We start from the raw sequence: 21,111 nt of genomic DNA, 5'->3' as shown, positions 1-21,111 counted from the left end.
AGGGGGATGATTGTGCGGAATGAATCTACCTGAATCGATTCAGGTGGGTTTCAGGCTAGTGTATGTGATGCGGGCCGCAGGTCAACCCCTGATGCCCGAACCGTGATCCGCCCGACGTCGAGAGGAGAGCCGTGCCGGTCAGCATCCGTGATGTCGCCCTCCGCGCCGGGGTGTCGGTCGGGACCGTCTCGAACGTCCTCAACCGTCCGGAAGAGGTCTCCAGCGATTCGGTGGCGCGAGTGAGCCGGGCCATCGAGGAACTCGGGTACGTGCGCAACGACGCCGCCCGCAAACTGCGCGCCGGCATCAGCACGACGGTCGGCTTCGTGGTCCTCGACGGGCAGAACCCGTTCTACAGCGATGTGGTGCGCGGCGCCGAAGACGAAGCCTCCAGTCACGGCATCGCGATCCTCTACGGCAACACCGACGACGACCCGTCCCGCGAGAAGGTGTATCTCGACCTCTTCCGCGAGCAGCAGGTGCGCGGCCTCCTGATCGCCCCGTACGGCGACGTCATGACGCAGCTCCGCCGATTCCGGGCCAGCGGCATCGCCACCGTGCTCGTCGACAGGTTCAGCGCCGACAGCGGATTCTCATCGGTCTCCGTCGACAGCGTCGCGGGCGGACGTCTCGCGGTCGAGCACCTCATCGAGGCGGGGCGACGACGCATCGCCTTCGTCGGCGGCCCGTTCGACATGCGCCAGGTCACCGATCGGCTCGCCGGTGCGCGCGCCGCCGCCGAGAACGCCTCGGTGCACGTCGACCTCGAAGTCGTCCCCACCTCGGCCATGACGGTGGAGGAGGGAGCCACCGCGGGCGCGAAGCTGCTCACCCGGCCGCGCCGAGAGTGGCCCGACGCCCTGTTCGCCGCGAACGACCTGCTGGCGCTCGGTCTGCTGCAGTCGCTCGTCGCCGGGGGACGGGTGCTCGTCCCGGACGAGATCGCGCTGATCGGGTTCGACGACATCCCCTTCGCCGCCGCCGCCGCGGTGCCGCTCTCATCGATCCGACAGCCCAGCCGGATGATCGGGCGCACGGCCCTGCGCATCGTGCTCGAAGAGGCCTCCGACCCCGAGAGCATCCCCCGGCAGACCGTGTTCCCGCCCGAACTGATCGTGCGGCGCTCGACCACCGGCTGAGCCGACTAGCCCTTCACGGCACCCCCGAGTCCGGCCGAGCGCAGGAACACCGACTGGAAGATCAGGAACATCGCGATCGGGATCAGCGTCGCGATCGCGAGGGCCGCGAGGAACACATCCAGCTCGGTCTGCGACTGCACAGCGGGAAGGCGCACCGACAGCGGCTGCACAGACGGATCCGGCAGCACGAGCATCGGCCAGAGGTAGTCCTTCCACGCGGCGATGATCGCGAACACCGAGACCACCCCGAGGATCGGCTTCGACATCGGCAGCACGATCGACCAGAACAGCCGGAAGGGACCGGCGCCGTCGGTGCGCGCCGCCTCGAACACCTCACGCGGCAGGCTGTCGAAGAACCGCTTGACCAGCAGGATGTTGAAGGCGTTCGCCCCCATCGGCAACCACACGGCGAGGTAGTTGTTGAGCAGGCTCACATCCCCCAGCAGCGGCGGGTGCACGATCGTCAGATACAGCGGCACGAGCAGCACGATGCCGGGGATGAACAGCGTCGCCAGCACGAGCGCGTTCAGGATCGGCGCGTACTTCGGCTGCAGCACCGAGAGCGCATAGCCTGCGGTGGTCGCGATGAACAGCTGCACGAACCAGGCGCCGAGCGCGATGATCACCGTGTTGAAGAAGTACTGGTCGATGTGGATGTCGTTCCACGCGGTCGACAGGTTCTCCCAGTCCATGCCGTTCGGCCACAGCGCGAACGGCTGCTGCAGGGTGTCCTGCGTCGGCGTGATGGCCGACTTCGCGAGCCACAGGATCGGGCCGAGGCCGGCGACGACCAGCCCGACGGTGAGGAACACGTGCGTGATCGACATTCCGACGCGGATGCCGGGGCGCCGGCGCTCCGAGTCGGAGATGACCGTGCGGTCCCCGACGCGATCGGCGGCCTTCTCCGCCGCCTTCTCCGCGGCACGGGTCGAGAGGCGGGTGGTGAGGCTCACGTCGTGCTCCAACGGTCGGTCAGCTTGAAGTACAGCCAGGAGAGCAGGGCGAGGACGATGGCGAGCAGCACCGAGACGGCCGTCGCCTCTCCGTAGTCACCGCCCAGGCTGTTGCGGAAGGCCTTGTCGTAGATGTACAGCAGCACGGTCTTGGTCGCTCCGGCGGGGCCACCGCCGGTGAACAGGAACGGTTCGAGGAAGACCTGGGCGGTCGCGATCACCTGCAGGATCAGCATGATGAAGAGGATGCCGCGCAGCTGCGGCAGCGTGACGTGCCAGATCTTCTTCCAGATGCCGGCGCCGTCGACCTCGGCTGCGTCGTACAGCTCGGGCGGCACGCCCAGGAGCGCGGCCAGGTAGATGATGATCGATCCTCCGGCTCCCGCCCATGTCGCCTCGAGCACGAGCGAGGGCATGGCCTGCACGGCGTCCTGGATCCACGGCTGCGGAGGGATGCCGACGAACCCGAGCACCGTGTTGAAGACACCGGACGGGTCGGCGCTGTAGAAGAACTTCCACAGCAGCACCGCCACCACGGGCGGGATCACGACGGGGAGATACGCGAGCGCCGAGTAGATGCCCTTGCCGCGGCGTACCTCGCTCATCAGCACGGCCATGAGCAGCGGCAGAGGGAAGCCGAAGAGCAGAGCGAGCACGGCGAACCACAGGGTGTTGATCACGGCCCGACCGAGTTCGGGGTCGCCGATCACGGCGAGGTAGTTGTCGATTCCGACCCACTCGGAGACGATCAGGTTCGTCTTCTGCAGGCTCATGATCACCGACTGCACGATCGGCGACCACGAGAAGAAGACGAACACGAACAGCATCGGGAGCACGAACAGGAGGTTCGCGAGCCCGCCGCCGCGGAACCACGTGAGCGGTGAGCGGCGGCGGGAACGGCGCACAGCGGGCGGCGGAGAGTCCTCCACCGCCGCCCGCTGCTCGGAGAGCGTCATCGTCATGGAGCGTTACTCGTCGAGCTTCGCCTGCGCATCGGCCTGCACCTGGGCGAGCAGCGCGTCGATGTCGGCGTTCTGATCGGTCAGGACGGTCTGCACCGCGGTGTCGAGAAGCGCGTAGACCTCCTGCGTCTTCACCTTCGGCTCACCGACCGGCGTCTGGTCCCAGATGCGGTCGCTGAACGGTGCCATCTGGTCGACCGGCACGTTGATGTAGTCGGCGATCCACTCCTGCGACTCGTCGTACAGCTCGCGGCTCAGCACCGGCAGCAGCGGCGTGCCGACGGCCTGACCGGACTCGTTCAGGGTCTTCGCGTCGAGGACAGCCGCGTCCTCGTCCATGAGCTTCTGCATGTAGTACCAGTCGATCCAGGTCACCGCTGCAGCCTTCGTCGTGTCGTCGACCGTGGGGCTGATCACGGCGATGTCGCCGCCGCCGAGAGTACCGGGGTCATCGCCCTCCATCGGCACGACCGTCATGCCGTAGATCGCCGAGTCCATGCCGAAGTCCCGCACGAGCGCGGTGTAGATGTCGGAACCCGAGGTGTACATGCCGATGTTGCCGGCCGCGAACTCCTGGTTGATGGTTCCCCAGTCGAGGTCGACCTTGGAACCGAAGGCCTGGTCCTCCCACTTCACGTCGTGCAGGAACTGCAGAGCCGCCTTGGTGGCGTCGTTGTCGATCGTCGACTCCGCCGTGCCGTCGCCGTTGTCGGTCTGCGTCCGACCGCCGCGCGCCACCGTCTGCGAGGTCAGCTGCCAGCCTCCGGTGTTGTTGATCGCCATCTGCGCGTAACCGGCCTTGCCCGTGGCATCCGTGATGGCCTTGGCGGCCTCGCGGATCTCGTCCCACGTCTCCGGCGGGTTGTCGGGGTCGAGCCCGGCCTGCGTGAACAGGTCGCGGTTGTAGTGCAGTGCGGCCGCATAGGCCTGGCGCGGGAAGCCGTAGATCTTGCCGTCGTCGCCCGTGACGCCGTCGAGGATGATCGGGTTGAACTTGTCGGTGTAGCCGAGCTCGTCGATGGCGTCGGTGACATCCATCAGCTGGCCGTTCTCGAGCAGCGTCTTGGAGTCGGTGAACGGCACGGTGAAGACGTCGGGCAGGCTTCCGCCGGCGAGCTGCACGGCGAAGGTCGGCCCCTCCCACTCGTACTCGACACCCACGATGTCGATGTCGGGATGTTCCTTCTCGAACTGCTTCTCCTGTTCGGCGAACGCCTCATAGGCGGCAGCATCCGCTCCCGGGGGGAACGTCGCGACCCGCAGCTCGGTCTTGCCGTCGGCACTGTCGTCGCCCCCGCTCGACGTGCAGCCGGCGAGCGCGCCGACCGTCGTGAGCACGGCGACGCCGGCGACGAGGGCTTTCATCGGTGACTTCATTGTCTGTGTCCTTCCATGTGGTGCTGATCGGGTGGTGCAGGGCTAATCGGTCGCTCGCGACGAGCGCCCGGGGACGGCTCGGAGCGCGAGCCAGGCGGTGGAATCCGGGGGCAGCTCACCGTCGAGCGGGGCGCTGGCGAGAAGCACCTCATGATGCGCGGGGAGAGGCACCGGCACGGCACCCAGGTTCGTGATGCTGACGGTGCCGTCGCCGCGGCGAAACGCGAGGATGTCTGCTCCGAGCTCCAACCACTCCAGGGCGCTGCCGGCGAGATCCGCGATCCGCTTCCGCAGGGCGATCGCCGCGCGGTACAGGTTCAGGGTCGAGGCGGGGTCGGCGTCCTGCGTCTCGACGGTGAGCGTCGCCCAGTCGTCCGGCTGCGGAAGCCACGGGGCGCCCCCGAAGCCGTAAGGAGTCGCCGTCCCCGCCCAGGGCAGCGGAACCCGGCATCCATCGCGTCCCGGATCGACACCCCCGGAACGGAAGTGCATGGGGTCCTCGATCGCGTCGAGCGGCAGCTCCACCTCGGGCAATCCGAGCTCGTCGCCCTGGTAGATGTAGAGGCTGCCGGGGAGCGCGGCGACGAGCAGCGATGCCGCGCGGGCCCGACGCGCGCCTCGAACCGCGTCCGTCGGGGTGCCGAACCTCTTGCGCTCGAACGCGAACGACGAATCGGCCTGCCCGTAGCGGGTGACCGGCCGCGTGACGTCGTGATTCGAGAGCACCCAGGTCGCGGGGGCACCGACGGGCGCGTGCTCGGCGAGGGTGCGCGTGATGGAGTCACGCATCGCCTGAGCGCTCCACGGCTGCGTCATGAACCCGAAGTTGAAGGCGGTGTGCATCTCGCCAGGGCGCAGGTAACGGGCGAAGCGCTCCGCGTCGTCGAGCCAGACCTCTCCGACGAGCACGCGCTCGCCGTCGTATTCGTCGGCGACGGCACGCCAGTCGCGGTAGATGTCGTGCAGTTCGTCGCGGTCGATGTGCGGATGCCCCGAGGCCGGTGCCGTGCCGGCGGGGAGGTCCGGCAGCGCCGGGTCCTTGACCGGGAGGGCCGCCGAGTCGATGCGCACCCCGGCGACACCACGGTCGAACCAGAAGCGCAGGACGTCTTCATGCTCGCGCCGCACATCGGGGTGGTTCCAGTTGAGGTCGGGCTGCTGCGGCGTGAACAGGTGCAGGTACCACTCCCCTGGGGTGCCGTCGGGGTTCCGCGTGCGCGTCCACGTCTCGCCTTGAAAGCTCGACACCCAGTTCGTCGGCATCTCCTCGCCGTCTGCGCCTCGACCGGGATGGAACCAGAAGCGCTCGCGCTCCGGGCTCCCCGGCTGCGCCGCCAGCGCCTGCTGAAACCACTCATGCCGGTCGGAGATGTGGTTCGGCACGATGTCGACGATGGTGCGGATGCCGTACTCGAGCGCTTCGGCGATCAGCTGCTCCGCCTCCTCGAGCGTGCCGAAGCGCGGATCGATGAGCCGGTAGTCCTGCACGTCGTAGCCGCCGTCGGCGAGCGGGCTCCGGTACCACGGCGTGAACCACAGGGCGTCGACGCCGAGGCTCTTCAGGTAGGGCAGCCGTGAGCGCACGCCGGCGAGGTCGCCGATCCCATCGCCGTTGCCGTCGGCGAAGCTGCGCACGTACACCTGGTAGATCACCGCAGTGCGCCACCATCCCTCGCCCGCGGGCATGGTCAGCGTGCGTGCGGGTGCGGCCGTGCGCAGAACGTCGGTGTCCACGGAACTCCTCGTCGTCGGTGGCGATGAGTCGAATGTAGCTTTCTCTAACGTTCCACGCAAGAACTAAACAGATTGTTGGAATTTTGCAATGCCTTGCAGGCGCACAGAAGACCGCACCTTCCGGGTGTCGGTCAGACCAGTGGCCCCGTCGAAGCGCGCAGCACCAGCTCGGGCTCGAACAGCAACTCGTCGCTCGGCTGGGAGGTGCCGGCGATCTGCGCGAGCAGCAGCGCGATGATCGCGCGCCCCATCGACTCGATCGGCTGCCGCACCGTGGTCAGCGGCGGTTCGGTGCAGCTCATCAGCGCCGAGTCGTCGAACCCGACGATGCTCACCTCTCCCGGCACCGACAGCCCCGCGCGACGTGCAGCACGCACCGCCCCGAGTGCCATCGGATCGCTCGCGCACACGATGGCCGTGGCGCCGGCGGCGAAGAGTCGCGCCGCCCCGGCCTGCCCCGACTCGAGCGAGTACATGCCGCGCACGATGAGGTCGTCCGAGAGCGGCGCTCCGAGCTTCTCGAGCAGACGGCGCGCGGAGTCGAGCTTGCGCTGCGACGGCACATGATCCTCCGGCCCCAGCAGCAACCCGATGCGGCGATGCCCCAGCTGGTGCACGTGCAGGACCGCCTGCTCGGCCGCAGCCGCATCGTCGGTGGAGACGGTCGCGAACTGCAGCTCGGGGACGCGGGCGTTGACGAGCACGGTCGGCAGGTTCACCTGGCGCAGCCGCTCGTAATGCTGGTGGGCGGCATCCGCCTGCGTGTAGTTACCACCGAGGAAGATCACCCCGGACACCTGCTGCGCGAGGAGCAGGTCGACGTAGTCCGATTCGGTCACCCCGCCGGCGTTCTGGGTGCACAGCAGCGGGGTGTACCCGTTCTGCGTGAGTGCGCCGCCGACGATCTCGGCGAAGGCGGGGAAGATCGGGTTCTGCAGTTCGGGCAGCACCAGGCCGACCAGACGCGCGCGCTCGCCGCGCAGCTTCGTCGGGCGCTCATAGCCGAGCACGTCGAGTGCCGTCAGCACCGCTTGGCGCGTGGCATCCGAGACGCCCGGCTTGTCGTTGAGCACACGGCTGACCGTGGCCTCGCTCACTCCGACCTTGCGCGCCACCTCGGCGAGTCGCTTCGACATGGGGTCAGTGTACGCAAGTTCTTGCAAGAACGCGCAAACGGATTGCGCTGATGCTGTCTCGACTCAGCGGACGTTGCCGTTGGAGCAGGTCTCCTGAGCCGCAGAGTTGCCCTTGATCGAGTCCGGCAGCGCCACGACGTTGTCCGGGGTCGCAGAGGGGTCCGGCGTGGCCTCTTCGACCGGCGCCGTCGGCTCCTGCACGACCACACCGTCGTTGCTGTTGTTCTGGTGGGTGATCTGCAGCTGCGCGTTCGCCTCGATCGCATCCCAGAGCGCCGCGGCCGCTTCCTCGTTGGGGACGACCTTGTTCGGGTCGGCGTAGTCGGCACCGGTCGGGTACTGCACGAACACGATGTCCTCGAACGGGACCGACTTCACGGCGAGCGCGATCTGGACGAGCGTCATCGGGTTGTTCGCCAACGACGTGCTGGCCTCGAGGTTGCTCAGCGCCGTGTTCGCCAGCTTGAGCATGACGGGCACGTTGCCCAGCACCTCGCCGCTGATCATCTTGCGGGCGAGGCTCGACATGTACTGCTGCTGGTTGCCGATGCGGCCGAGGTCGCTGCCATCACCGACACCGTGACGGGTGCGAAGGAACTGCAGCGCCTGAAGGCCCTCCACGGTGTGCGTTCCCGCGGCCATGTCCAGACCGGTGTAGCGGTCCTTGATCGGGTTCGCCAGGCACACGTCGACGCCGCCGATGGCGTTGGTGATCTCGATCACGCCACCGAAGGTGACGGATGCCGCGAACTGGACCTCTTGGTCGGTGAGTTGCGAAATCGTCTGGACGACGCAGTTCAGGCCGCCGTCCGTGTAGGCCGTGTTGAGAGGCTGCTTGCTCATCGCCGAGTGCACGTTGCCGTCTTCGTCCGTGCACTCCGGGATAGGCAGCATCAGGTCGCGCGGGAAGCTGACGACGGTGATCCGGCGGGGCTCCTGCGACACGTGCACCAGAAGGTTCACGTCGTTGAGTGTGCCCTCGGCGTCTCCCCCGGTGCACCGGTCACCGAACAGATCTTTGTACTTCTCTTCACAGGTGTCGACACCGGTGAGGACGAGATTGAAGCCGCTCTCGTACTCGCCGATGTCCGGCGGGATGACTTCCTGACCGTCCAGGTCGACGTCGTTCGCCGCGACGGTGCTCGAGAAGTCGTACGCAATGTAGAAGCCGACGCCGAGACCGCTGACGAGCACCACGGCCAGGCCGATCGCGATGAACCTCAGCAGCTGGCCGAGCGGGCTCGGGGTCTCGAGTTGACCGTGTCGCGCGATGGTACGGCGGCGTCGGGTGTTGTCGCTCACTCGGACCCTTTCGGATTCAGCGCCGGTGCGGGGTCACCGTGCTCACTGTGCGGAGGGTGTGGGATTCGAACCCACGAGACATCTCTGCCCACTGGTTTTCAAGACCAGCTCCATCGGCCGCTCGGACAACCCTCCTCGACAGACGCATCTGTCGACAAGGCGTGAGTCTAGCCGAGTTCTATTCTCCCGCGCTGACCTGGGCGGGCGCTGGAAGCGTGTCGAGCGCCTGCGCCAGCCCGCCGTCCTCGACGTCGGCGGTGACCTCGCTCGCGGCTTCCTTCACCTCGTCCGGAGCCTGCCCCATCGCCACGGCCCGTCCCTCGAGGGAGCGTGCCCAGCCGAACATGCCGATGTCGTTGCGCCCGTCGCCGGCCACCAGGATGCGTCCGCCGTCGAGACCGAGCTCGGTGCGCACCTGCTCCAGCGCAGTGCCCTTGTCCACGCCCTGCGGGGCGATGTCCAACCACGCGGTCCACCCGATCGCGTAGGAGACCTCGTTGAGGCCGGCATCCGCCACCAGGCGATGGAAATCGTCTTCGTCATGCCCGGGAGAGACGACCACGATGCGGGAGACCGGCAGCGCGCCGAGTTCGTCGAAGTCGACCTGTCGGCCGCCGTCGAGCGTCCAGTCGTCGAGCTGCTCGGTGAACAACCTCTGCCCCGAGGCGAGTTCGACCATGTACCGGGCGTCCGGAAGACGGTCGCGCAGCAGTCCGAGCACGGGAGTCGGGTCGAAGGTCTCGACGTTCCAACGCTCCCAGTCGTCACCGTCGCGGCGCATCGTCACGGCACCGTTGGAGCACACGACGTAGTCGGCGGTGAGACCGAGCTCCTCGACATAGCGTCGCGTGGCCATCCAGCTTCGTCCGGTCGCGATGGTCACCACGTGTCCGGCATCGCGCACGCGCGCGACCGCCTCGGGCACACCGGGGCTCATGGTCTCGTCCTGCAGCAGGATGGTGCCGTCGACGTCGAGTCCGACCAGCCAGTGCCCCGTCATCGAGCAGCCCGCCCGTCACCGAGCGGCAGCATCACTTCGAGCCCGCCGAGGTAGGGGCGCAGCACCTCGGGCACACGCACCGATCCGTCGGCCTGCTGATGCGTCTCGAGCAGGGCGACGATCCAGCGCGTGGTGGCGAGCGTGCCGTTGAGGGTGGCCACGTGCTGCGTCTTCGCCGCACCTGGAGCGGCAGTATCCGTCGCATCGACGACCGGACGGTGCCGGACGTCGAGTCGGCGTGCCTGGAAGGTCGTGCAGTTCGACGTCGACGTGAGCTCGCGGAACGCTCCCTGCGTCGGCACCCACGCCTCGATGTCGTACTTGCGCGCCGCGCTCGAACCGAGATCGCCCGCGGCGACATCGATCACACGGTAGGAGAGCCCGAGGGAGGTGAGCATCTCCTCCTGCAGCGCGACAAGGCGCAGGTGCTCCGCCTCGGACTCCTCCGCGGTCGTGTAGACGAACATCTCGAGCTTGTTGAACTGATGCACCCGGATGATGCCGCGGGTGTCCTTGCCGTGCGAACCCGCTTCGCGGCGGTAGCAGGTCGACCAGCCCGCATAGCGGAGGGCGCCGTCGGCGAGGTCGACGATCTCATCCTTGTGGTACCCGGCGAGCGCGACCTCGCTGGTGCCGACGAGGTACAGGTCGTCGTCCTTGTCGAGGTGGTAGACCTCGTCGGCGTGCTCGCCGAGGAACCCGGTGCCCTGCATGATCTCGGGGCGCACGAGGGTGGGCGTGATCAGCGGCACGAACCCGTTCTGCAGAGCCTTGTCGAGAGCGAGGTTCATGAGGGCGATCTCGAGGCGAGCCCCGATGCCGCGCAGGAAGTAGAAGCGCGCGCCGGAGACCTTCGCTCCGCGCTCCATGTCGATCGCGCCGAGGAGCTCGCCGAGCTCGAGGTGGTCGCGCGGCTCGAAGTCGAATGCGGGTACCTCGCCCACCCGACGCAGTTCGACGAAGTCGGCCTCGCCGCCGGCGGGGACGCCGTCGATGACGACGTTCTCGATCCGGGCGAGGGCTGCGGATGCCGCCTCCGCCGCCTCGTTCGCCGCATGCTGCGCCTGCTTCACTCGCTCGGCGAGGTCCTTCGCCTGCGCGACGAGGGCGGCCTTCTCGTCTTTGGGAGCCTTCGCGACCTGCTTGCCGAACGCGTTCTGCTCGGCGCGCAGCTCCTCGAAAGCGGAGAGTGCGGCCCGGCGCGATCGATCGGCCTCGAGTGCGACGTCGACGGTGCTCTGGTCGTTTCCACGGGCAGCCTGCGAACGGCGGACGATCTCCGGGTTTTCGCGGAGGAGTGCGAGGTCGATCATCTCCCAAGTCTACGGTGCCGTGCCGACGGCGAATCTGGATGTCACGCCCTCGCCGCTGCGTCGTCTTCCTCTGCAGAGGTCGGCATTCGGTCGACCCAGGAAAGGAACCCCATGACCATCCCCGTGACCTCCCTCGACCAGCTGAACCTGGCGTTCGCCGACCGGTTCAACGCCCGCGACCTCGACGGCCTGATGGCCTTGAACACGTCGGACGTCGTCTTCGTCCCTGCGCCGGGAACGGCCGTCACGGGCACGGCCGCCGTGCGCGGCGCTCTCGAGCAGTTCCTCGGGCTGAACCTGCCCATCTCGATGCGTGTCCGTCACGTCTTCGAGAGTGCCGGTACCGGACTCGCGATCGCGGACTGGACCATCACCGGCACCGGTCCCGACGGTTCCGAGATCGCCCTCGCGGGCACCACGGCCGATGTCGCGGTGCACGACGAGGTGCACGGCTGGCGGTACGCCGTCGACAGCCCCTTCGGCACGGCCTGAACCTTTCGGGGGAGGTCCGACGATCGGGCCTCCCTCAGCCGTCACCCATGCCTGTCGTGCGGCAGGCCCGCAGCGCCTTGCGTGCCCGCGAGATCCGTTGCCGCGCGGCTGCGGGCTCGATCCCGAGGCGTGCTGCCACCTCGTCCGCGGAGAGACCGTCGACGACGGCCAGCAGCAGGGGCTCACGGATGGTCTCCGGCAGCGAATGCAGAGCCTCGAGCGCGCCGTCGAGGAAAACGCGGATCTCCACCGCGGCATCCACGCCCGTCTGCTCGCCGGCGGTGTCGTCGTCGAGAACGGCCTCCGGCCGGCGCGCACGCTGCCGAGCCAGGTCGATGGCGACGTTCCGCGCGATGGCGTCGAGCCAGGAACATACGCGGCCGGGTTCCGGTGTCTCGAGATGCGCGACCGAGCGCCAGGCGCGCAGCAGGGAGGTCTGCGCAGCGTCTTCGGCATCCGCAGCGGGTACCCCCAACGAGATGCTGCGGCGACGGAGTCGGTCGGGTTCCGCCGTGATCAGTCCGGAGAGCACCGCGCGGGTCGCGTCGTCGGAACCATCGTGCATCCGGATGCTCCTCGTCCTCGCGACCGGAATGGCGCGGTCCGTTTGTGACCGACCCGGGCGCGTCCCGGATTAGAGTAGCGCCATGACCACCAGCGCCCCCGTTCAACGACAGGCGGCGCTCATCTACAACCCGATCAAGGTCGACGGCAAGCATCTGCGTGCGACGGTGCGTGATATGTCCCGCGAGGCCGGATGGGATCACCCCGCCTTCTACCCGACGACCATCGAGGATGCCGGGCAGGGTGCGACGGCTCATGCGCTCGCACGCAACGTGGATGTCGTGCTGGTCGCCGGCGGCGACGGCACCGTGCGCGCGGTCTCGGAGGCGATCGCGAACTCAGGAGTCGCCCTGGCGATCCTGCCGAGCGGCACGGGCAACCTGCTCGCGCGCAATCTCGGCCTGCCGCTCGCCGATCCGGCGGAGATGATCCGTGCGGCGCTCGGCGACTTCCGCCATCCGATCGACATCGGCCGGGCGCGACTGACCCGTGAGAACGGCGAGGAGGAGGAGCACGCGTTCGTGGTGCTGGCCGGCATGGGGCTGGACGCCGACATGATCGCCAACACCCGCTCGGATCTGAAGAAGTCCGTGGGGTGGATCGCCTACGTCGACGGAGCAGCCCGCTCCCTCCCCCGCGCGAAGCCCTTCCGCGCCGTGTACCAGGTCGATGAGGGGCGGCTGCATTCGCACCGTGCGTACAGTCTGCTCTTCGCCAACTGCGGCACGCTTCCGGCCGGCATCGCCCTCATCCCGGACGCGTCGATCACGGATGCCGCCCTCGACATCGCCGTCATCCAACCCACCGGAATGCTCGGCTGGTTCGCGGTGTGGCGCAAGATCTGGTGGGACAACTCCGTACTGCGGCGCTTCCGCGCGGGGCGCCGTGTGCTCGAACGTCGCGGCAAGAACGCGTCGGTGCACTTCTTCCACGGGGCCGCGGCCGAAGCCGCCGCTCCGACTCCGATTCCGATCGAGCTCGACGGCGACGAGTTCGGCGCCGCCGTGCGCATCACGTGCTGGGCCGACCCCGGTGCGCTGCTGCTCGCGCTGCCGCCCGGCCACCCGGTTCACATGCTCTGAGGCGGAGCGGCGCCCGTCAGCGCTTGCGTCGCTTGTTCACGATGATCACGCTGATCCCGGCCAAGAAGACGAGCGTGGCCCAGAAGATCTCCACGGTTACCCGTAGGGGTCAGCGGACCTCGACCGTGCCGTCGAGTCCACCGCCGACCAGCGTCAGCGTGAAGGTGCCGTCGTCGTCAACCGTGTCCTCCCCGAACGCGAGCAAGGTCGCTCGGGGTGCCATGTCCATGGTGCAGACCTGGTTCTCGTCGGTCACGAAGTACGCGGTTCCGGTGTTTCCCGCGCCCTCGAGAGACTCGATCTGCGGCAGGCAGCTCGACGATCCCCAGGTGAGCAGCACGAGGCCGTCGTCGTCGAGCCAAGCGGCGGACGGCTGGAACTCGGTCGTGCTTCCCGGTGTGCCGGTGGCGGCCGGGTCACCGTCGATGTCGACGTCGTCGGTGAGGTCACCGTAGGTCACGTTCAGGGTGATGTCCGACTTCGGGTCGACGCCCTCCGGCAGTGCGCCGAGGCTCGCCCGTGGAGCGAGATCCTTCGTGCACGGCTTCGGCGATTCGCCCTCGGGGTCGACGAGCGTCACGGTGACGGTCTGACCCTCGGCCGCGACCTGATCGACCTGCGGCACGCACGTCGATGAGCCCACCGTGATCACGGCGAACATGCGTCCATCGTCGAGCAGGGCGCCCTCGAAGTCGTTCTGGTCATCCACGTCTCCCGTGCCCGGAGCCGGCGAACTCGACGGGGCGTCGGAACCGGGGCCGGCGGTGCATCCCGCGACGAGGAGTGCTGCGGCGACGAGGCCGACGACAGAAGCGAGGGGACGAAGCGCAGAGGTCATGCTCACAGGGTAGCCCGCGGGCAGATCCCCCGGAAAGCCCGGATGGCCTGCGACGACTACTGCAGAGCGGAGGTCAGGCGGGCGAGGTTGTCGAGCACGGTCGAGCGCAGCGGCTGCTGCATCCACTCCTCGAGTGTCAGCTCACGGCTGAGGGAGCGGTACTTGTCCTCGACCTCGCGCATCTCCGTGACGAACTCCTCGCCGCGCACCAGCATCGAGACCTCGAGGTTCAGACCGAACGAGCGCATGTCCATGTTGCTGGAGCCGATGACGGCGACCTCGTCGTCGATGGTGAGCGTCTTGGTGTGCAGGATGTACGGCTTGCGGTACATCCAGATGCGGACACCGGCCTTGAGCAGCACCTCGTAGTAACTCCGCTGGGCGTGGTAGACCATCGCCTGGTCGCCCTCTTCCGAGACGAAGAGCTCGACGTGGACGCCACGATCGACGGCCGCGGTGACGGCGAGCAGCAGCGCCTCGTCGGGGACGAAGTAGGGGCTGACGATCATGATCTTCTTCTTCGCGGCATACAGCAGCCCGAGGAAGAGGCGCAGGTTGTTCTCGACCTCGAACCCGGGGCCTGACGGCACGACCTGGCAGTCGAGGTCGCCGGAGCCGATGTTCGCGTGGGCGATGTCGATCCCCTCGAGCACCGTGTCGGTCTCGCTGTACCAGTCGGCGACGAAGATCGCGTTCACGCTCAGCACCACCGGCCCGTCGAGGCGGACCATGAGATCGACCCAGTGCAGCCCGCGCTTGATGTTCTTCGGCAGGTTGTATGTCGAATCCGTGATGTTCTGCGACCCGAGGAACGCGATGTTGCCGTCGACGACGAGGAGCTTGCGGTGATTGCGCAGATCAGGGCGCTGCATCTTGCCCTTGAGTGGCTGCACCGGCAACATCAGGTGCCAGTCCGCCCCCATCGCGTTGAGTCGGGCGATCGTCTGCCGATACCGGGGCTTGCCCTGGTTGGCCCAGTGATCGAGAAGCACCCGCACCTCTACGCCACGGGCGCACACCTCTTCGAGTGCGCGGAAGAAGTTGTCCGTCGCCGTGTCCGACTGGAGGATGTAGAACTCGACATGCACGTATTCCTCTGCGGTGCGGATGGCCTCGGCCATCTCGTCGAGCGACTCCTGGTAATCGGAGATCAGGTGCGCGCCGTTGTCACCGGAGAGCGGCAGCGCTCCGAGCTTCTGATTCATCTGGACGATCGGACCGAACCACGCGGGAGCGTTCGGGCGCAGTGTTCCGAAGTGCAGGTGCTCGCTCGTCTCGGCGATGTACTCGTTGATCTGGTCCTGCTTGCGCCGACGTGCGCGCGGCAGGCGCGGGTTTCCGATCAGCAGGAAGAGGAAGACTCCGACGAACGGGATGAAGAACACCGCGAGGAGCCAGGCCATCGCGGCGGTCGGACGCCGATTGCGCGGGATGACGATGATCGCCGTGACACGGATCGCGATGTCGAGCACCAGCAGGAAGGCGGCGATCCACCAGCCCCAGGTCTCCGCGGTCATCGTGCACCTTCCCCACCGCGGTGACGATCACCTCGGGTGCGCGCCGAGGTCGGCACGCTGGCTTCACAGTAGCGGATGGGTGGGACTCAGACGCGCGGCGGAAGGCCCCGTGCCGCGCGCTCCTCCGCCTCGATCTGCGCGTGGACCTTGCGCTCCGTGCGGTCGAAGCGGAGGATGCCGCGGAGCACGAAGACGAACACGATGCTCACTCCGATGGTCGGCAGAAGCGACCATGCCGCGGCGAGCCAGAAGTTGTCCATCACCCCATGGTACGCGAGCCACTCCTCGTGCACACCGCCGCGCATTCAGGTTCCGCGTCCACAACTCGGCTTTTCCGCCCCCGAGGGATCGCTGCTCCGAAACACTCTCGACATGACAACACTGCTGCGCGCCACCGATTCGGCCGCCTTCCTCGGCATCGTCCCCACTCTCGCGGGCTTCACCCCTCGTCGAAGCATCGTGCTGCTGCCCTTCCGCGGCACACGCACCGACGGGGCCATGCGACTCGATCTGCCCTCTGACGGGACCGACCTCGCGTTGTACGCCGACGCTGCGGTCGGCCTCGTCGCCCGCGTCCAGGGGACCGATGCCGTCGCCGTGGTCGTGTACACGGACGAGCCTTCGCACGCTACCCGCGACGGCCTCGTCCTCCCCCATGCCGTGGCCGTCGACGAACTTCTCGGCTGCGCGGAGGACGCGGGACTCCGCGTCGTCGATGCGCTCTGCGTGACCCCCTCCGGGTGGTCGAGCTATGTGGAGAGCGACCCCGACCTCCACTCGCTGGCAGAGATCTGCAGTCCCACCGAGGGACCGACCGCGCCTGGCGTCTCGGAGGACCAGGCTGCGGGGGCTCGACTGCCCGAGGTGGATCTTGCCGAGAAAGAACGAGTGGGGAGAGCGGCACTCGAACTCGCGGCACTGCTCGATGGAGAGGGCAACGGAAAGGGCCGGCTGACCGGACGGGAGAATCCGCAGCTGATCGCCGCGCTCGTGCTGCTCGAAGACGTGCCGGCGTTCTTCGAATCGGTGCTCGCGGCCCCCGATGCTCTTCCGTCGTACGCGACCGCGACGCTGCTGTGGTGCCTGGAACGTCCGCTGCTCCGAGATGTCGCGATCGCGCAGTGGGCGAGCGACCTCGCGGGAGGCGTCCGCGCGCTCGACGCGCAGACCGCGTTCGCGAAGTCCGGCGAGATGGTCCCCGACGAGCTCGGACGGTTGTTCCTGGGGCAGGGGCCCGCCCCGGACCTCGATCGGCTCCGCCTCGCACTGTCCGTCGTACGCGAGGCAGCAGCGCGGGCACCCCGCGAGGCCCGACCAGCACCTCTCACCGCGGCGGCCTGGCTGTCGTGGGCGCTGGGGCGAGCCACCCACGCCGCCCGCTATCTGGAACTGGTCCGCGAGATCGACCCGCGATACTCGCTGGCCGCCCTGCTGGAGACCATGATCGCCGGCGCGATGCTTCCGGAATGGGCGTTCCGTCGACGCTCGGCGGCATGACCGCAGGCTTCGGAGACTACTTGACGAGCGGGAAGAGGATCGTCTCGCGGATGCCGAGGCCGGTGATCGCCATCAGCAGACGATCGATCCCCATTCCCATTCCGCCGGACGGCGGCATGCCGTGCTCGAGCGCCCGCAGGAACTCCTCATCGACCGGCATCGCCTCGACATCGCCGCGCGCGGCGAGCTTGGCCTGCGCTTCGAACCGTTCCCGCTGGATCACCGGGTCGACGAGCTCGGAGTATCCGGTCGCCAGCTCGAACCCCCGGATGTACAGGTCCCACTTCTCCACGACGCCGGCGATCGAGCGGTGCTCGCGCACGAGGGGCGACGTGTCGACGGGGAAGTCCATCACGAAGGTCGGGCGGACCAGGTCGCCCTTCACGAAGTGCTCCCACAGCTCTTCGACGAGCTTGCCGTGGGTGGCCTGCGGAGGAAGATCGACGTCGTTCGCCTCGGCGAAGGCGATGAGGTCCTCGACCGAGTCCTGCGGTGTGACCGTGCGACCGGATGCCGCCGAGAGCGACTCGTACATCGAGATGCGGTCCCAGTCCCCGCCGAGGTCGTACTCGGTGCCGTCGGCCCAGGTCACGGTCGTCGAACCGGCAACCGCGATCGCCGCCTTCTGCACGAGCTCCTGCGTGAGCGCGGCCATCTGGCTGTAGTCGCCGTACGCTTGGTAGGCCTCGAGCATCGCGAACTCGGGGCTGTGCGTGGAGTCGGCTCCCTCGTTGCGGAAGTTCCGGTTGATCTCGTACACACGCTCGATACCGCCGACGACCGCACGCTTCAGGTAGAGCTCGGGCGCGATGCGCAGGTACAGCTCGGTGTCGAACGCGTTCGAGTGCGTGATGAAGGGACGTGCGGAGGCGCCGCCGTGCTGCACCTGCAGCATGGGGGTCTCGACCTCGAGGTAGTCGTGGCTCGTGAACGTCGCGCGCAGGCTCGCATTCACCGCGGCACGGGCACGCACGGTCGTCCGTGCCTGCTCGCGGACGATGAGGTCGAGGTAGCGGCTGCGCACACGCCCTTCCTCGCTGAGCTCGGAGTACGCATTGGGGAGCGGGAGGATCGCCTTGGAAGCGATCGCCCAGCCATCGGCCATGACCGACAGCTCTCCACGGCGGCTGGAGATGACTTCGCCATGCACGAAGACGTGGTCGCCCAGGTCGACGTATTCCTTCCAGTCCGCGAGCGACTCCTCGCCGACGTTCGCGAGCGAGATCATCGCCTGGATGCGCGAGCCGTCGCCGGCCTGCAGGGTGGCGAAGCAGAGCTTGCCCGTGTTGCGGCTGAACACGACGCGACCCGCGACACCGACGACGACACCCGTCTCGGCGCCCGCCTCGAGCTCGCCGTACTCGGCGCGCAGCGCGGGAATCGTGTGCGTGACCGGCACGCCGACCGGGAACGCTCCCCCACCGGCATCCGTGCGCTTCTCGATCAGGCGCTCACGCTTGGCGAGGCGCACGGCCTTCTGCTCATGAACGTCCTCTTCGAGAGAAGGTTCGGTCGAGGCCGATTCGGGCGCGGCAGACGCGTCAGTCATGTGGGGGGCTCCTTGGAAGTCCCTCCCAGTTTACCGAGGCGGCGTGCCGGCTCAGGGCGCATGCTGGGTAGCCTCGAAGAATGGCCCTTCCACGGATCCTCCGCGCGTTCGCCGTCCTCTCGCTCGCGGTCGCCGCGATCGCCGCTCCCGCCGCAGCCACTGCCGCCGACGGACCTGGACTCGCACCGCAGGTACGCGCCGCGGAGCCAGGCGACGTGGGCGACTTCTCGTATGCATCGTGGGATGCCGTGTACGAGGTGGGGCTCGACGAGGAGGGCCGCGCGCGGATGCACGTGACCGAGACCTTGGTCGCCCGCTTCCCCGAGACGGACCAGAATCTCGGCATCGTCCGCGGGCTCGCGACCTCGTACGAGGGGGCGAGCACCGAGACGCGGGTGCTTTCCGTGACCGATGACGACGGTCAGGAGGTGCCGTACGAGACCGACGAGGAGGACGGGCTGCTGTACGTGCTCACCGGCGACGACGACACCTACGTGCACGGCCTCACCACATACGTGATCGAGTACGAGATGCGCGACACGGTTCTTGCGACGAAGCCGGCCGCAGGGTCTTCGACGCCGGCAGTGGACGAGTTCTACTGGAACCTCCTGCCGCTCGACAGCACGCAGCCCATCGAGCGGTTCCGCACCGACATCGTGCTCGATCCCGAGCTGGCGGCCGCGCTCACGGGATCCACGCGCTGCTACACGGGGCCACCGGGATCGACCGACGAGTGCGATCTGCAGGGGCCGACCACCGACGGTGACGCAGCGACGTTCCGTGTCGAGTCCGGAGAGCGGCCCGCCGGCGACGGGGTCACCGTGGCCATCGGGTTCGAGCCGGGCACGGTCGCGCAGCCCCTCGCACGCACACCTGACCCGGTGGGCGACGTCGCCCCCTTCGTCGCGGCCGCGGGCGCTGCGGGATTGTCGGTCGGCAGCTGGCTCGCCGTCTGGGCGTTCGCTCGCCGGCGACGGGTGGCCACCGGTATCGTCGTGGCCCAGTACGACGTGCCGGATTCCCTGCCCCCGCTCATCGCGGCGAAGGCCATCACCGGCGCGAAGGACGTGATCCCCGCAGAGATCGTGCACCTCGCCGTACGGGGAACTCTGCGCATCGAAGAAGGCGTGGAGGCGGAAGAGCCGCGCCTGCGCCGCCTCCCGGGGGTGGCGGCACCGGACGAGCTGGATGCGGAGGCACTGGACGCACTGTTCCTCGACGCCGACTCGGCCGGAGTGGTGGAGCTGCCCGCCGCCGATGAAGCATTCGCCGCCCGCATGACCGCGCTGCAGGAGAGTGGAACGACCGCAGCGGCATCCCGCGGCTTCACCGGGAGGGCGCGCAGCCGTGGCGCTGTGCTCCTGCAGTGGTGCGCGATCGGCGTGGCGCTGATCGGATTGGGCCTGGGGATCTGGGCAGCCACCAGCGGCCGCCTCTCCGCGATCCCCGCGCTCGTCGTGATGTCGTTCGTGGCCTTCCTCGTATTCCTGTCGAGCGTGTACGCGTTCTCGAAGCACACTGTCCTCACGGCCGAAGGAGCGCGCGCCTCCGAGTATCTGCAGGGGGTGAAAGAGTTCATCCGCGTCGCGGATGCCGACCGCCTCCGTATGCTGCAGTCCTACAGCGGTGCTGAGCGCCGACAGGACGGCACGGCGGACGTCATCCACGTGTACGAACGGCTCCTCCCCTACGCGATCCTCTTCGGCATGGAGGACGAGTGGGGCGACGTGCTCGAACGTGCCTACGCGCACGAGCAGCGAGGAGCGTCCTGGATCGGCGACCCGACCTCGTTCGCCCTTCGCATTCAGCTGGCGTCGTTCATGGCGTCCTCGCAATCTGCGGCGACTTACTCCGCACCATCAGCCGGCGGCTCGTCGAGTGCCGGCGGGTCGTTCGGCGGCGGGTTCTCCGGTGGTGGCGGAGGCGGAGGGTTCTCGGGCGGACGATGAGCCGCCGGCACCGTCAGATCAGTGGCGGGGCGTCGGATGCTTCGCGCAGCGCACGCTCGACCGTCGACTGCACCAGCGCCGACAGGTAGCCGCCCGGGTTCTCCACGCCGAGCTCGCGCAACCGGGCCGTCGACTGGCCGATGATCGATCGCGAGAACTCGGTGGCCGTCGCGATCGCATCCGCGTAGGCCGGTCGGTCTGCCTCCGCGATCACGACCGGCTCGCATCCGATCTCCACCGCGAGCGCCTGGGCGATCGGCAGCACCGCGGCGGGAGCCGTCACCGCGGCGAACCCCGCCTGCAGTTGACGCAGGTCGATCGAGGTCCCCGTGAACGTGATGGCGGGGTGCACGGCGAGCGGGATCGCGCCGCGCTCGGCGGCCGGCCGCAGCACGTCGATGCCGTACGCGGGATCGGTGTGCAGCACGAGCTGCCCGATCTGCCAGCCCCCGACCTCGGCGATGCCGGCGACCAGCGACGGCAGCTGCTCGGAGGGAACCGCGATGACCACGAGCTCGGCTCGACGCACGACCTCCAGCGCGTCGAGCACGGGCACATCCGGCAGCACGGCCGAAGCGCGCTCGTCATCGGACCCGCTCGTGATCCCGATCACCGCGTGCCCCGCTCCGCCGAGCGCCGCACCGATCACCGGACCGACACGTCCCGCGCCGATGATGCCGACGCCGAGACGCCCGTCCCGCGCCACC

At 68.3% G+C, this 21,111-nt stretch carries 19 protein-coding genes and 1 tRNA gene; 5 read left to right on the top strand and 15 right to left on the bottom strand.

Going from position 1 to position 21,111, the window contains the following annotated elements; all coding sequences use genetic code 11:
- The first annotated feature begins 131 nt into the window (after window positions 1-131).
- The gene (locus tag OC372_RS11970; protein WP_029263743.1) at window positions 132-1,139 is read left to right on the top strand and encodes a LacI family DNA-binding transcriptional regulator; all 1,008 of its coding nucleotides are present in this window, start codon (window positions 132-134) and stop codon (window positions 1,137-1,139) included.
- Between the two features lie 5 nt (window positions 1,140-1,144).
- Here the strand turns inward: OC372_RS11970 and OC372_RS11965 are convergent, their stop codons facing one another.
- The 9 genes from OC372_RS11965 to serS all read right to left on the bottom strand — a co-directional run bounded on the left by OC372_RS11965 (window position 1,145) and on the right by serS (window position 10,916).
- Entirely contained in the window at window positions 1,145-2,092 is a 948-nt protein-coding gene (locus OC372_RS11965; RefSeq protein WP_091035694.1) for a carbohydrate ABC transporter permease, read from the bottom strand.
- The gene (locus OC372_RS11960; RefSeq protein WP_262002186.1) at window positions 2,089-3,054 is read right to left on the bottom strand and encodes a carbohydrate ABC transporter permease; all 966 of its coding nucleotides are present in this window, start codon (window positions 3,052-3,054) and stop codon (window positions 2,089-2,091) included. Before OC372_RS11960 ends, OC372_RS11965 begins: the two co-directional genes overlap by 4 nt.
- Before the next feature lie 6 nt (window positions 3,055-3,060).
- Window positions 3,061-4,431 (bottom strand): ABC transporter substrate-binding protein, encoded by a 1,371-nt coding sequence (locus OC372_RS11955; RefSeq protein ID WP_262002185.1) that lies wholly within the window; start codon window positions 4,429-4,431, stop codon window positions 3,061-3,063.
- Window positions 4,432-4,473: 42 nt separating this feature from the next.
- Window positions 4,474-6,117 carry a glycoside hydrolase family 13 protein gene (locus OC372_RS11950; protein ID WP_262002347.1) on the bottom strand — a complete coding sequence of 548 codons (1,644 nt, stop codon included), beginning with the start codon at window positions 6,115-6,117 and terminating at the stop codon, window positions 4,474-4,476.
- Between the two features lie 179 nt (window positions 6,118-6,296).
- Window positions 6,297-7,301, bottom strand: coding sequence for a LacI family DNA-binding transcriptional regulator (locus OC372_RS11945; RefSeq protein WP_105711047.1), 1,005 nt, complete (start codon window positions 7,299-7,301; stop codon window positions 6,297-6,299).
- 63 nt (window positions 7,302-7,364) lie between these two features.
- Complete coding sequence (locus tag OC372_RS11940) at window positions 7,365-8,603, bottom strand: LCP family protein (protein WP_262002184.1); 1,239 nt, start codon at window positions 8,601-8,603, stop codon at window positions 7,365-7,367.
- A gap of 50 nt (window positions 8,604-8,653) precedes the next feature.
- Window positions 8,654-8,738, bottom strand: a tRNA-Ser gene (locus OC372_RS11935).
- 43 nt (window positions 8,739-8,781) lie between these two features.
- Complete coding sequence (locus OC372_RS11930) at window positions 8,782-9,603, bottom strand: HAD family hydrolase (RefSeq protein ID WP_029263736.1); 822 nt, start codon at window positions 9,601-9,603, stop codon at window positions 8,782-8,784.
- A complete protein-coding gene (gene serS / locus OC372_RS11925; protein WP_262002183.1) occupies window positions 9,600-10,916 on the bottom strand; it encodes a serine--tRNA ligase in 1,317 nt (438 codons plus the stop codon). The genes OC372_RS11930 and serS overlap by 4 nt, the downstream gene beginning before the upstream one ends.
- Window positions 10,917-11,027: 111 nt before the next feature.
- On the opposite strand from serS, the gene OC372_RS11920 reads away from it, so the two are divergent.
- On the top strand, window positions 11,028-11,408 hold the full coding sequence (locus OC372_RS11920) for a YybH family protein (RefSeq protein WP_262002182.1): 381 nt from the start codon (window positions 11,028-11,030) through the stop codon (window positions 11,406-11,408).
- A 34-nt stretch (window positions 11,409-11,442) separates the two neighbouring features.
- On the opposite strand, the gene OC372_RS11915 is transcribed toward OC372_RS11920, so the two are convergent.
- Window positions 11,443-11,973, bottom strand: coding sequence for an RNA polymerase sigma factor (locus tag OC372_RS11915; protein ID WP_262002181.1), 531 nt, complete (start codon window positions 11,971-11,973; stop codon window positions 11,443-11,445).
- An 82-nt stretch (window positions 11,974-12,055) separates the two neighbouring features.
- On the opposite strand from OC372_RS11915, the gene OC372_RS11910 reads away from it, so the two are divergent.
- On the top strand, window positions 12,056-13,054 hold the full coding sequence (locus OC372_RS11910) for a diacylglycerol/lipid kinase family protein (RefSeq protein WP_262002180.1): 999 nt from the start codon (window positions 12,056-12,058) through the stop codon (window positions 13,052-13,054).
- Between the two features lie 109 nt (window positions 13,055-13,163).
- Here OC372_RS11910 and OC372_RS11905 read toward each other — a convergent pair whose 3' ends face one another.
- The 3 genes from OC372_RS11905 to OC372_RS11895 form a co-directional block, all read right to left on the bottom strand.
- Entirely contained in the window at window positions 13,164-13,892 is a 729-nt protein-coding gene (locus OC372_RS11905) for a hypothetical protein (protein ID WP_262002179.1), read from the bottom strand.
- Window positions 13,893-13,948: 56 nt separating this feature from the next.
- Window positions 13,949-15,409: a cardiolipin synthase gene (cls, locus tag OC372_RS11900; RefSeq protein WP_105711041.1), complete on the bottom strand. Its 1,461-nt coding sequence runs from the start codon at window positions 15,407-15,409 to the stop codon at window positions 13,949-13,951.
- A gap of 86 nt (window positions 15,410-15,495) precedes the next feature.
- Window positions 15,496-15,669, bottom strand: a complete 174-nt coding sequence (locus tag OC372_RS11895; protein WP_168380830.1) for a hypothetical protein — start codon at window positions 15,667-15,669, stop codon at window positions 15,496-15,498.
- Between the two features lie 112 nt (window positions 15,670-15,781).
- On the opposite strand from OC372_RS11895, the gene OC372_RS11890 reads away from it, so the two are divergent.
- Window positions 15,782-16,906, top strand: a complete 1,125-nt coding sequence (locus tag OC372_RS11890) for a DUF4192 domain-containing protein (RefSeq protein WP_262002178.1) — start codon at window positions 15,782-15,784, stop codon at window positions 16,904-16,906.
- A gap of 16 nt (window positions 16,907-16,922) precedes the next feature.
- Here the strand turns inward: OC372_RS11890 and lysS are convergent, their stop codons facing one another.
- Window positions 16,923-18,455 carry a lysine--tRNA ligase gene (gene lysS / locus OC372_RS11885; RefSeq protein ID WP_105711039.1) on the bottom strand — a complete coding sequence of 511 codons (1,533 nt, stop codon included), beginning with the start codon at window positions 18,453-18,455 and terminating at the stop codon, window positions 16,923-16,925.
- 80 nt (window positions 18,456-18,535) lie between these two features.
- On the opposite strand from lysS, the gene OC372_RS11880 reads away from it, so the two are divergent.
- Complete coding sequence (locus OC372_RS11880; protein WP_262002177.1) at window positions 18,536-20,404, top strand: DUF2207 domain-containing protein; 1,869 nt, start codon at window positions 18,536-18,538, stop codon at window positions 20,402-20,404.
- A 13-nt stretch (window positions 20,405-20,417) separates the two neighbouring features.
- On the opposite strand, the gene OC372_RS11875 is transcribed toward OC372_RS11880, so the two are convergent.
- Entirely contained in the window at window positions 20,418-21,110 is a 693-nt protein-coding gene (locus OC372_RS11875; protein WP_029263726.1) for a DUF2520 domain-containing protein, read from the bottom strand.
- Window position 21,111 lies beyond the last annotated feature (1 nt).

Origin of the sequence: Microbacterium sp. Mcb102 (assembly GCF_024519805.1) — a bacterium.
Classification (GTDB): domain Bacteria; phylum Actinomycetota; class Actinomycetes; order Actinomycetales; family Microbacteriaceae; genus Microbacterium.
The sequence above is the reverse complement of the archived record's forward strand: the minus strand, read 5'-3'. Positions and strand labels throughout refer to the sequence as shown.

Bases quoted from the DNA above. Each gene is read 5' to 3' on its own strand.
- OC372_RS11880 (WP_262002177.1), top strand. From the start codon at position 18,536: ATGGCCCTTCCACGGATCCTCCGCGCGTTCGCCGTCCTCTCGCTCGCG.
- OC372_RS11955 (WP_262002185.1), bottom strand. From the start codon at position 4,431: ATGAAGTCACCGATGAAAGCCCTCGTCGCCGGCGTCGCCGTGCTCACG.
- OC372_RS11920 (WP_262002182.1), top strand. From the start codon at position 11,028: ATGACCATCCCCGTGACCTCCCTCGACCAGCTGAACCTGGCGTTCGCC.
- OC372_RS11915 (WP_262002181.1), bottom strand. From the start codon at position 11,973: ATGCACGATGGTTCCGACGACGCGACCCGCGCGGTGCTCTCCGGACTG.
- serS (WP_262002183.1), bottom strand. From the start codon at position 10,916: ATGATCGACCTCGCACTCCTCCGCGAAAACCCGGAGATCGTCCGCCGT.
- cls (WP_105711041.1), bottom strand. From the start codon at position 15,409: ATGACCGCGGAGACCTGGGGCTGGTGGATCGCCGCCTTCCTGCTGGTG.
- OC372_RS11890 (WP_262002178.1), top strand. From the start codon at position 15,782: ATGACAACACTGCTGCGCGCCACCGATTCGGCCGCCTTCCTCGGCATC.
- OC372_RS11910 (WP_262002180.1), top strand. From the start codon at position 12,056: ATGACCACCAGCGCCCCCGTTCAACGACAGGCGGCGCTCATCTACAAC.
- lysS (WP_105711039.1), bottom strand. From the start codon at position 18,455: ATGACTGACGCGTCTGCCGCGCCCGAATCGGCCTCGACCGAACCTTCT.
- OC372_RS11950 (WP_262002347.1), bottom strand. From the start codon at position 6,117: ATGCCCGCGGGCGAGGGATGGTGGCGCACTGCGGTGATCTACCAGGTG.
- OC372_RS11945 (WP_105711047.1), bottom strand. From the start codon at position 7,301: ATGTCGAAGCGACTCGCCGAGGTGGCGCGCAAGGTCGGAGTGAGCGAG.
- OC372_RS11905 (WP_262002179.1), bottom strand. From the start codon at position 13,892: ATGACCTCTGCGCTTCGTCCCCTCGCTTCTGTCGTCGGCCTCGTCGCC.
- OC372_RS11960 (WP_262002186.1), bottom strand. From the start codon at position 3,054: ATGACGATGACGCTCTCCGAGCAGCGGGCGGCGGTGGAGGACTCTCCG.
- OC372_RS11930 (WP_029263736.1), bottom strand. From the start codon at position 9,603: ATGACGGGGCACTGGCTGGTCGGACTCGACGTCGACGGCACCATCCTG.
- OC372_RS11895 (WP_168380830.1), bottom strand. From the start codon at position 15,669: ATGGACAACTTCTGGCTCGCCGCGGCATGGTCGCTTCTGCCGACCATC.